The sequence below is a fragment of the Devosia sp. genome, from assembly GCF_017307565.1.
In the GTDB taxonomy this organism is placed as follows: domain Bacteria; phylum Pseudomonadota; class Alphaproteobacteria; order Rhizobiales; family Devosiaceae; genus Devosia.
Window position 1 is genome coordinate 1 of the sequence record NZ_JAFKHD010000453.1, and the last position, 11166, is coordinate 11166.

Here is an 11166-nt window from a genome sequence, read left to right on the forward strand (position 1 = left end):
CTGGAACAGGAAGACGTAGCGCGTGTACAGAACCATGCCCAGTTGGCGCGTGTTGTCCATTGCCGCATCGATCGGCAGACCGGAACCACCCGCAACTTCAGGCGAGATGAAGAAGCTGCCGGCAACCAGCAGCAGTTCGAGCAGCAGCACGACGCCGACAAGAATGCCGATGGGCGCATATTGCAGCATGCCCTGGCGCATCTCGGCGAAATCGACGTCGAGCATCATGACAACGAAGAGGAAGAGCACGGCGACCGCGCCCACATAGACGACGATCAGGATCAGCGCGAGGAACTCGGCGCCGGCCAGCATGAACAGACCCGCGGCATTGACGAAGGTCAGGATCAGGAAAAGCACCGCATGCACGGGGTTGCGCGCCGAAATGACCATGAAGGCCGAGACGACAGCAACCGCCGCGAAGAGGTAGAAAAAGAACAGTGGAAGGGTCATCCTCTTCCCTCTCAGCGGTAAGGCGCGTCGGCCGCAAGGTTGGAGGCGATTTCACGCTCCCAACGATCGCCGTTTGCAAGGAGCTTCTCCTTCGAGAAGTAGAGCTCTTCGCGCGTTTCAGTTGCGAATTCGAAGTTCGGGCCTTCGACGATGGCGTCGACCGGGCAGGCTTCCTGGCAGAAGCCGCAATAGATGCACTTCACCATGTCGATGTCGTAGCGCACCGTGCGACGGGTGCCGTCGTTCTGGCGCGGGCCGGCTTCGATGGTGATGGCCTGGGCCGGGCAGATGGCCTCGCACAGCTTGCAGGCGATGCAACGCTCTTCGCCATTGGGATAACGGCGAAGGGCATGCTCACCACGAAAGCGGGGCGAAACGGCGCCCTTTTCGAAGGGATAGTTGATGGTCGGCTTCGGCGAGAAGAAGTAACGCATGGCCAGGAAGAAGGCCGATACGAACTCCTTCAGGAGCAGCGTGTTGACGACTTGAGCGGCGCGCATCAGACGATTCCTCCGTGCCAACCCCAGCCCGTGAGCTTGAGGACGAAGGCAACGATCACGACCATCACGAGCGAGAGCGGAAGGAAGACCTTCCAGCCGATACGCATGAGCTGGTCATAGCGGTAGCGGGGCACGATGGACTTGGCCATCGCGAACATGAAGAACACAAGCGAGAGCTTGATGAAGAACCAGACCGAACCCGGGATCCAGGTGAAGGGCGGCAGGTCGATCGGCGAAGCCCAGCCACCCATGAAGAGGATGGTGGTCATGGCGCACATCAGGAGGATCGAGATGTACTCGCCAAGCATGAAGAGCATGTAAGGCGTAGCCGAATATTCGGTCATGAAGCCGGCGACGAGTTCGGATTCACCTTCCGCCAAATCGAACGGCGGGCGGTTGGTTTCAGCCAGGGCCGAAACGTAGAAAATCACGAACATCGGGAAGAGCGGGATCCAGAACCAGTTCAGGAACGAGAGCCACGGCACGCCGAGCATGTGGGCCAAGCCCATTTCCTTCTGCGCGATGACGATCTCGTTGAGGTTCAACGAACCGACGCAGAGCAGCACGGTGATGATCACGAGGCCGATCGAAACTTCGTAGGACACCATCTGCGCGGCCGAACGGAGCGAGCCGAGGAACGGGTACTTCGAGTTCGAAGCCCAGCCGCCGATGATCACGCCATAGACGCCGAGCGAGGAAATACCGAGCAGGTACAGGATGCCAATGTTGATATTGGCCATGGCCCAGCCATTGTCGATCGGCACGACGGCCCAGCCGGCGAGAGCCAGCGTGGCCGTAAGCAGGGGCGCGAGCAGGAACAAGGCCTTGTCGGCGCCGGCCGGAATGATCGGCTCCTTGAAGACGAACTTCAACAAGTCGGCGAACGACTGCAGCAGGCCGAAGGGACCGACAACGTTGGGACCGCGGCGCATCTGCACGGCGGCCCAGACCTTGCGGTCAGCCAGAAGGATGAATGCGGTGAAGACGAGCAGCACGACGAGGAGCAGCAGCGCCTTGTAGATAAAGCCGATCTGCACGCCCCAACCGAGGAAGGGGATGCCGAGCAGATAGTCGAGGGCCGAGAGAAAAGCGTCCATTATGGTCCCCTACTCCGCTGCCTGCCGGAGACCGGCAGCCAACGCGGCGCATTCACCCATGACGGCCGAGGCGCGTGCAATCGGGTTGCTGAGATAGAAATCGGCGACGGCCGAACCGAACGGCGCCGACTTGGTCTTGATGGCGGCCTTGGCGAGCTTGCCGAGATCGGCAACCTTGCCTGCAGCGATTTCATCGACATTGGCCAGATGCGGGAATTCGGCATAGAGGGCCGAACGCAGCTGGGCCAGCGAGTTATACGGCAGCGGCTTGCCGATGGCGCCGGACAGGGCACGGAAAATGGCCCAATCTTCCTTGGCGTCGCCGGGCGGGAACACGGAACGAGCGGTCTGCTGAACGCGACCCTCGGTATTCACATAGGTGCCCGACTTCTCGGTATAGGTCGCGGCCGGCAGGATGACGTCGGCGCGGTGTGCGCCATTGTCGCCATGCGAGCCGACATAGACGACGAATGCCTTGCCCATGGCGGACATGTCGTATTCGTCGGCGCCGAGCAGGAACAGGACGTCGAGTTCGCCCTTGCCAGCCAGAGCGATCTGGTCAGCAGAGCAGACGCCGCCGTCATGCGGCACGAAGCCGATGTCGAGGCCACCAACGCGGCTGGCCGCATTGTGGAGGAGCGCGAAACCGTTCCAGCCTTCGGCGACATTGGCGCCGGTAGCGAGCTTGGCAGCGAGCGCGATAACGTCACGACCGACCTGCTTGCCGAGATCAGCATGCGAGACGGCGGCTTCGCCAACGATGATCAGCGGACGCTGAGCCTTGGCGAGGATTTCGCCAAAGGAGCCCTTGCCGGCAGCCACGTCGACGAGGGTTTCAAAGCCTTCGCCAAGATAGTCGTAGGTGTAGGTGAGGTCGGCGCGTTCGCCGATCACTGCCACCGGAATATTCTTGGCGCGCCAGGTCTTGCGGATGCGTGCGTTGATCAGCGACGCTTCCTTGCGCGGATTGGCACCTATGATGAGAACGGCGTCCGCTTCTTCAATGCCGGCAATGGTCGGATTGAAGATATAGGCCGAGCGCGGCATCGAGGGGTCGATACCGGACATGGCGGGGCGCACGTCGGTCATGCCCGAACCGATCGAAGCGAGCAGGCCCTTGAGGGCGTACATTTCTTCAACGGCCGCAAGATCGCCAGCGATGGCGCCGACCTTGTTGCCAGCCTTCTTGATGCGCGCGGCGACGGCGGACAGGGCTTCTTCCCAAGTTGTGGGCTGGAGCTTGCCGTTCTTGCGAACATAGGGACGATCGAGGCGCTGGTTCTTGAGGCCATCCCAGACGAAGCGGGTCTTGTCCGAGATCCACTCTTCGTTGATGGCTTCGTTGACGCGCGGCATGATGCGCATGACTTCGCGGCCACGGCTGTCGACGCGGATGGCCGAACCGACGGCATCCATCACGTCGATGGATTCGGTCTTGTTCAGTTCCCACGGACGGGCGTTGAAGGCGTAGGGCTTGGAGGTGAGAGCGCCAACCGGGCAGAGGTCGATGACATTGCCCTGGAGTTCGCTCGACAGCGCCTTTTCGAGATAGGTGGTGATCTCGGCGTCTTCGCCGCGACCAAGCAGACCCATTTCGGCAATGCCGGCAACTTCGGTGGTGAAGCGGACGCAACGCGTGCAGTGAATGCAGCGGTTCATCGAGGTCTTCACCAGCGGCCCGATGTACTTGTCTTCGACAGCGCGCTTGTTTTCGTTGAAGCGCGACTTATCTACACCGTAGGCCATGGCCTGGTCCTGAAGGTCGCACTCGCCGCCCTGATCGCAGATCGGGCAGTCCAGCGGGTGATTGACCAGCAGGAATTCCATCACGCCTTCACGGGCCTTTTTGACCATGGGCGTGTTGGTGAACATTTCGGGCGGCTCGCCATTCGGGCCGGGACGCAGGTCCTTGACGGCCATGGCGCACGAAGCCTGGGGCTTCGGAGGACCGCCCTTCACTTCGACGAGACACATGCGGCAGTTGCCGGCGACCGAAAGACGGTCGTGGTAGCAGAAGCGCGGAATTTCCGCGCCGGCTGCTTCGGCTGCCTGCATGAGGGTGTAGTAGTCAGGGACTTCGACGAGCGTGCCGTCGACCTTGATAGAAGCCATTGCCCTACTCCGCAGCGATCGACGGAACTGCGCCGTCGCTGGTGGAAGAATAAGTGTACTGGTCGATACGCGCTTCGATGACGTCACGGAAGTTGCGGATCAGGCCCTGGATCGGCCACGCGGCCGCGTCGCCAAGGGCGCAAATGGTGTGACCTTCAATCTGCTTGGTCACCGAGAACAGCATGTCGATTTCGCGCTTCTGGGCGCGGCCTTCGACCATGCGCTCCATGACGCGCATCATCCAGCCGGTGCCTTCGCGGCACGGCGTGCACTGGCCGCAGCTCTCGTGCTTGAAGAAAGCAGCGATACGCCAGATGGCACGGATAATGTCGGTCGACTTGTCCATGATGATCATGCCGCCGGTGCCGAAGGACGACTTCTTTTCGCGCAGACCGTCAAAGTCCATGACGGCGTCCATCATATCTTCGCCGCGCACGACGGGGCACGATGCGCCACCCGGAATGACGGCGAGGAGATTGTCCCAGCCGCCGCGGATGCCGCCGCAATGCTTTTCGATGATGTCCTTGAAGCTTTCGCCAAGGGCTTCCTCGAAGGTCGCCGGACGGTTGACGTGGCCCGAGACCATGAACAGCTTGGTGCCGACATTGTTCGGACGGCCGATGGACGAGAACCAGCCGGCACCGCGACGCAGAATTTCCGGAACGACGGCGATCGACTCGACGTTGTTGACGGTGGTCGGGTTGCCATAGACACCCATGCCGGCCGGGAACGGCGGCTTGAGGCGGGGCTGGCCCTTCTTGCCTTCAAGCGATTCCATCAGCGCGGTTTCTTCGCCGCAGATGTAAGCGCCGGCACCGTGATGGACGATGATGTCCAGATCCCAGCCGTGGATATTGTCCTTGCCGATCAGCTTGGCGTCGTAGGCTTCCTGAACGGCTTCCTCAAGGCGCTGACGTTCGCGGATGAATTCACCACGGACGTAGATGAAGGCGAGGTGCGCATCCATCGCGCGGGACGCGATCAGGCAGCCCTCGATGAGGTGATGCGGATCGTGACGCAGGATTTCGCGGTCCTTGCACGTGCCGGGCTCGGATTCGTCAGCGTTCACAAGCAGATAATGCGGCCGGCCATCACTGACCTTGGGCATGAAGCTCCACTTGAGGCCGGTGGGGAAGCCTGCGCCGCCACGGCCACGCAGACCCGACCCCTTGACCTCGTTGGTGATCCAATCGCGGCCCTGATCCAGAAATTCCTTCGTACCAACCCAGGAGCCACGCGCGCGCGCGCCTTCGAGACGCCAATCGTGCTGGCCGTAGAGGTTGGTAAAAATGCGGTCTTTATCAGCGAGCATTAGCGCGGGTCCTTCCCGAACACCTTGCGATATTCCTCAACCCCGCCACGGGCGAGGACGTCTGCCTGTTGCAGCCAGTTGTCACGCGCAACGCGACCTTTGAAGTTGAGGCTCGACTCGAGAGCCGCAATCTGGTCCGGCGTCATCGTCGCAACCTGGCTCCACTTGGTGATGCCGATGGCGTTGAGTTTGCCTTCAAGAACCGGACCGACGCCCGAGATCAGCTTGAGATCGTCGGCAGGGCCTTCCTGCTTTTCGAAGAGCGGCTTGCCGCTTGCGGCGGGGCCACCGGCCTCGGCAGTCGGGCTAAGGCCTTCGGCAGGCGCGGCGGCAGCCTTCTTGGACTTGCCGGGAGCCTTACCGCCATCAACCTTGGCCGCCTTGGATTCGGCGCCAACGGCGTCTTCACGCATTTCGTTGGCAGGCTTGCCGTCTGCCTTGGCAGAAGCGTTCGCGGCCTTGCGCTCGCCTTCAGCCTTCGCTTCGGAAACCTTGGCAGCCTTGGGCGTCCCCTTGAGAGCCGGAGCGGATTCTTCCGAAACGTCCTTGGGCTTGGCGGCCGTAGTCGGCGCGGGAGCGGCAGGTGCTGCAGCGGCCGGAGTTGCGCCTTCCGCGGGCGGGGGCGGAACGAACTTTACGCGCTTTGCCGTCGGCTTTTCGAGGAGGGTCGTCTGACCACCTTCGGCAGCGGCGTTCAGGCGCTCGATCTGAGTGCCCGGCTTGATGGTGTCGCCCTTGCCGGCCTGGAACGCATCGATGATTTCTTCGAGGCGACCAGCGGTCAGGTCTTCATAGGTGTCGTGGTAGATGGTGACCATCGGTGCGTTGACGCAGGCGCCGGCGCATTCGACTTCTTCCCACGAGAGCGTGCCATCTTCATTGAGATGGTGCGGATCGTGGTGGATCCGGCTCTTGCAAACCTCGATCAGCTCCCCTGCCCCGCGCAGCATGCACGGGGTGGTGCCGCAGACCTGAACGTGGGCACGGGTGCCGACGGGCTGCAGCTGGAACTGAGTGTAGAAGGTCGCAACTTCGAGCACGCGGATATAGGGCATGCCGAGCATCTCGGCGACCTTTTCAATGGTCGCACGGGAAACCCAGCCGTCCTGATCCTGCGCACGCATCAGCAGCGGGATAACGGCGGATTGCTGACGGCCGGTGGGGTAAAGCGCTATGCGCTTTTCGGCCCAGGCCTGATTTTCAGCACTAAAGGCGAAACTTGCCGGCTGGACCGACTCGTCTGCAAGGCGTCGCACGCTCATCAGCGATCAACCTCTCCGAACACAATATCAATCGACCCGAGGATCGCCGTGACGTCTGCCAGCATGTGACCGCGGCAGAGGTAATCCATGGCGCTCAGATGGGCGAAGCCCGGAGCGCGGATATGGCAGCGATAGGGCTTGTTGGTGCCATCGGACACCAGATAGACGCCGAATTCACCCTTGGGCGCTTCGACGGCGGCATAAATGTCGCCAGCGGGCACCTTGTAGCCTTCGGTGTAAAGCTTGAAGTGATGGATGAGTGCTTCCATCGACTGCTTCATCTCACCGCGCTTGGGCGGAACGACCTTGCCGTCGACAGAGGCCACCGGGCCCTTGCCTTCCGGCGCGTTCAGTTTTTCGATGCACTGCTTCATGATCTTGTTGGCCTGCCGCATTTCTTCCATGCGGATCAGGTAGCGATCGTAGCAGTCGCCATTGGAGCCGGTCGGAATATCGAAATCCATCTCGGCATAGGCGTCATAAGGCTGGGCCTTGCGCAGGTCCCAGGCAGCGCCGGAAGCGCGGACCATGACGCCCGAGAAGCCACGGGCCCACGCTTCTTCGAGCGGGACGACGCCAATATCGACGTTACGCTGCTTGAAGATGCGGTTTTCCGTGAGGAGCGTGTCGATGTCGTCGAGCGCCTTGGGGAATTCTTCGCAGAAGGTGCCGATATCGTCGATCAGCGCCTGCGGCAGGTCCTGATGGACGCCACCGGGGCGGAAATAGGCCGCGTGCATACGTGCGCCGGAAGCGCGCTCATAGAAGATCATGAGCTTTTCGCGCTGCTCGAAGCCCCAGAGCGGCGGGGTCAGCGCACCGATGTCCATGGCCTGGGTGGTCACGTTCATAAGGTGAGCGAGGAGACGCCCGATTTCGGCATAGAGCACGCGGATAAGCTGACCACGACGCGGCACTTCGATATCGAGCATGCGCTCGACGGCCAGGGCAAAGGCATGCTCCTGGTTCATCGGGGCCACGTAGTCGAGGCGGTCGAAATAGGGAACCGCCTGGAGGTAGGTCTTGTATTCGATCAGCTTTTCAGTGCCGCGGTGAAGCAGGCCGACATGCGGATCGACACGCTCAACGAGCTCGCCATCGAGCTCGAGAATCATGCGCAGCACGCCGTGGGCCGAGGGGTGAACCGGGCCGAAGTTGATCGTGAAATTGCGGACGTCGACTTCTGACATCAGTTCTTCGCCTTCTCGTCACCGGGCAGCACGTAGTCCGTACCTTCCCAGGGTGACAAATAATCGAACGAGCGGAATTCCTGGGCCAGGGCAACCGGCTCATAGACCACGCGGCGGCGCTCTTCGTCGTAGCGCACTTCCACAAAGCCGGTGAGCGGGAAGTCCTTGCGCAGCGGATGGCCATCGAAGCCATAGTCCGTGAGGATGCGGCGCAGGTCGGGGTGGCCGGAGAACAGCACGCCATAAAGGTCGTAGGTCTCGCGCTCGAACCAGTCGGCACCGGCAAAGATGCTGGTGATCGACGGAACCGCGGTCGCCTCGTTGGTCTGAATCTTGACGCGGACGCGGTGATTCAGATGCGGGCTGAGCAGGTGATAGATCACGTCGAAGCGGAATTCGCGCTCCGGATAGTCGGCACCACAGACGTCCACGAAGGAAATGAAGCGGCACTTCGCGTCGTCGCGCAGGAACGCGACGACCTCGAGGATCGACTCGCGCTGCGCATTGATCGTCAGATCGCCATAGGCAAACTCGAAGCCGGTAACGGCCTCGCCGAGCGAAGCCGCGATGTGTTCGCCCAGTGCAACCAGCGGGTGAACCTGGATAACGGGCTCGACGGTTTCAACAGTATCGGTCATGGCCCGGCCCTATCGCTCGATCGTGCCGTCGCGGCGGATTTTCTTCTGCAGCAACAGGATGCCGTAAAGAAGCGCCTCGGCGGTCGGGGGGCAGCCGGGAACATAGACGTCCACGGGCAGGATGCGATCGCAGCCGCGCACCACCGAGTAGGAATAGTGATAGTAGCCGCCGCCATTGGCACAGGAGCCCATGGAGATGACGTAGCGCGGCTCGGGCATCTGGTCGTAGACCTTGCGCAGAGCGGGCGCCATCTTGTTGGTCAGTGTGCCGGCGACGATAAGAACGTCGGACTGGCGCGGCGAAGCGCGCGGCGCGGTGCCGAAACGCTCGATGTCGTAGCGCGGCATCGACATCTGCATCATTTCAACAGCGCAGCAGGCCAGGCCGGTCTGCATCCACATCAGCGAGCCGGTACGGGCCCAGGTGATGAGCTGCGAAACAGTGGTCACGAGGAAGCCCTTATCGGCCAGCTCGTTGTTCACACCAACAAAAAACGGGTCGTCGGCGCCTACGGGCTTGCCGGTTGCCGGGTCGAGCGCGCCGGTCGGACGGGGAGTCACCAGCGTCGCATTGGAGGGGCTCAATCCCATTCCAGAGCTCCTTTGCGCCATTCATAAATAAAGCCGACCGTCAGCACACCAAGGAAGGCCATGACCGACCAGAAGCCGAACCAACCGATGTCGTGGAAAGCCACAGCCCAAGGGAACAGGAACGCGACTTCAAGATCGAAGATGATGAAGAGAATCGACACCAGATAGAATCGGACGTCGACCTTCATGCGCGCGTCGTCGAAGGCATCAAAACCGGCTTCGAAGGCCGAGAGCTTCTCAGGGTCGGGACGGCGGTATGCAACCAGCCACGGAGCCACGAGAAGAGCCCCGCCGATAATGGCGGCAAGGCCGATAAACAGAAGGATTGGCAGGTAATTGCTGAGCAAGTCAGTCATGCGGCAGCCCAAGGTTCGAGCCGGAGGGAGAAGGCCGGCGATCCGCGAGGCGAGCAAGCAATTGGGGCGAGCCGACCACCGCGTCAGGTTGATGGCTAGGGCTTAGACCTTCCCCCCAATGGTTTCAAGGGAAAGAAAATATGACATGGAAAATCATATATCTAAGTCACATGGCTAAGCAAGCTTATGCCGCGACAGACGTGAGCGCACCGTAAATATTGGCGTGAAAGTGGCGTTTTTTGGAAGTGTCGAAGCATCGGAGTGAACTGCAAAAACCACAACCAGGCCCCTGCCCCGATCAACTGCGAGGTCAACCGGACCGACGAGCTTTCAGTTGCACAGGCGTCGCGGGAATTGGTCGATCTGGGATGAGCCGAATCTGCAAAAGAAAAAGCGGCGAGCCGAAATTTCGACTCGCCGCTCTCGAAGATCAGAGGAAGAGCGGGAGGCCCGCTCAGCCAATCTTAGAAGTGGTAGTAGACGCCGATGGTTGCCTTGGCGGCTTCGAAGAACGGATCGGCAGCGCCGGCCGTCGAGAAGTCACCCTGGCCGACGACTTCACCGCGGACGGTGATCGCGTCGGTGACGGCAACTTCAACACCAGCGCCGAGCTGGTAGAGGCCGGTCGAGGTATTGTTCGAGGTCGAAACGCCAACACCACCGATCGCGTAGATCAGGACGGAGTCGGTGACGACAGCACCAGCGCGCAGGTTGGCGAAGAATTCGCCAGACGAGGTCACGTTGTTGCTCCAGAGGTAGTCAGCGGTGACTTCAACGCCGAGCAGCAGCGGATCGACGGGCAGGAAGTTCACGCCAACGGCGCCACCGATGAGACCATAGGTGGTGTTGTTGACCTGGCCGGCGTACTGCTGACCAGCAGTGTTGCCGACGAACTGGCCGCCAGCGCGGATACCAGCATAGAGGCCTTCCCAGCCAAAACCAGCGGCCTGGTAGATCGGCTGCGGGGTGGTCGGGATGATCAGGTCCGCTGCCGAAGCGGCGGCGGTACCAAGAGCGGCGATCGACACGCCAATAAGCAGAGAACGAACAGACATTTTTAGCCCTCGAGAATTTCGTTGGTAGGAAACAGCCTGACAGAGGCGCAGAGTCCCTGCAATGGGTTTGCTGTTCACATCGCCAGATTTGCGCCGCCTTTTCGCCAAGTGTAGCCAAACCACCACACCAAAACGCCCGACCGTTAATACCCTGGCAACAAATACAAACGGCGAACCGGAAATCCGGTTCGCCGCTGTGGGTTTGCAAGAATTGTGCCCGCGGCGTGGACGCCGCGAACTCAGCATTCTTAGAAGTGGTAGTAGACGCCGACGGTTGCCTTGGCGGCTTCAAAGAACGGATCGGCAGCGCCGGTGTTCGAGAAGTCACCCTGGCCGACGACTTCACCGCGGACGGTGATCGCGTCGGTGACGGCAACTTCAACGCCAGCGCCGAGCTGGTAGAGGCCGGTCGAGGTGTTGTTCGAGGTCGAAACGCCAACACCACCGATCGCGTAGATCAGGACGGAGTCGGTGACGACAGCACCAGCGCGCAGGTTGGCGAAAAATTCGCCAGACGAGGTCACGTTGTTGCTCCAGAGGTAGTCAGCGGTGACTTCAACGCCGAGCAGCAGCGGATCGACGGGCAGGAAGTTCACGCCAACG

Annotated in this window: 11 protein-coding genes and 1 pseudogene; all 12 read right to left on the reverse strand. The window is 61.2% G+C overall.

The features are described 5' to 3' along the window. Positions 1 to 450, reverse strand: a 450-nt coding sequence (locus J0I64_RS19975) for an NADH-quinone oxidoreductase subunit J (RefSeq protein ID WP_291411562.1), incomplete at its 3' end; no start/stop codon positions are given. Between the two features lie 11 nt (positions 451 to 461). Beyond that, entirely contained in the window at positions 462 to 950 is a 489-nt protein-coding gene (gene nuoI, locus J0I64_RS19980) for an NADH-quinone oxidoreductase subunit NuoI (RefSeq protein ID WP_291411564.1), read from the reverse strand. Further along, positions 950 to 2047, reverse strand: a complete 1098-nt coding sequence (gene nuoH, locus J0I64_RS19985; protein WP_291411566.1) for an NADH-quinone oxidoreductase subunit NuoH — start codon at positions 2045 to 2047, stop codon at positions 950 to 952. Before nuoH ends, nuoI begins: the two co-directional genes overlap by 1 nt. Positions 2048 to 2056: 9 nt before the next feature. Next, positions 2057 to 4159: an NADH-quinone oxidoreductase subunit NuoG gene (gene nuoG, locus J0I64_RS19990; protein WP_291411568.1), complete on the reverse strand. Its 2103-nt coding sequence runs from the start codon at positions 4157 to 4159 to the stop codon at positions 2057 to 2059. Between the two features lie 4 nt (positions 4160 to 4163). Next, positions 4164 to 5471, reverse strand: coding sequence for an NADH-quinone oxidoreductase subunit NuoF (gene nuoF, locus J0I64_RS19995; RefSeq protein ID WP_291411570.1), 1308 nt, complete (start codon positions 5469 to 5471; stop codon positions 4164 to 4166). Further along, complete coding sequence (gene nuoE / locus J0I64_RS20000) at positions 5471 to 6733, reverse strand: NADH-quinone oxidoreductase subunit NuoE (RefSeq protein WP_291411572.1); 1263 nt, start codon at positions 6731 to 6733, stop codon at positions 5471 to 5473. Before nuoE ends, nuoF begins: the two co-directional genes overlap by 1 nt. Then, entirely contained in the window at positions 6733 to 7923 is a 1191-nt protein-coding gene (locus J0I64_RS20005) for an NADH-quinone oxidoreductase subunit D (protein WP_291411574.1), read from the reverse strand. The genes nuoE and J0I64_RS20005 overlap by 1 nt, the downstream gene beginning before the upstream one ends. Continuing rightward, the gene (locus J0I64_RS20010; protein ID WP_291411576.1) at positions 7923 to 8561 is read right to left on the reverse strand and encodes an NADH-quinone oxidoreductase subunit C; all 639 of its coding nucleotides are present in this window, start codon (positions 8559 to 8561) and stop codon (positions 7923 to 7925) included. The genes J0I64_RS20005 and J0I64_RS20010 overlap by 1 nt, the downstream gene beginning before the upstream one ends. Before the next feature lie 9 nt (positions 8562 to 8570). Next, positions 8571 to 9152 carry an NADH-quinone oxidoreductase subunit B family protein gene (locus tag J0I64_RS20015; protein ID WP_291411578.1) on the reverse strand — a complete coding sequence of 194 codons (582 nt, stop codon included), beginning with the start codon at positions 9150 to 9152 and terminating at the stop codon, positions 8571 to 8573. After that, entirely contained in the window at positions 9143 to 9508 is a 366-nt protein-coding gene (locus J0I64_RS20020; RefSeq protein WP_291411580.1) for an NADH-quinone oxidoreductase subunit A, read from the reverse strand. The genes J0I64_RS20015 and J0I64_RS20020 overlap by 10 nt, the downstream gene beginning before the upstream one ends. Positions 9509 to 9972: 464 nt before the next feature. Further along, positions 9973 to 10563, reverse strand: coding sequence for a hypothetical protein (locus tag J0I64_RS20025; RefSeq protein ID WP_291411581.1), 591 nt, complete (start codon positions 10561 to 10563; stop codon positions 9973 to 9975). A 248-nt stretch (positions 10564 to 10811) separates the two neighbouring features. Continuing rightward, positions 10812 to 11166, reverse strand: a pseudogene (locus J0I64_RS20030) (hypothetical protein); the annotation flags it as partial.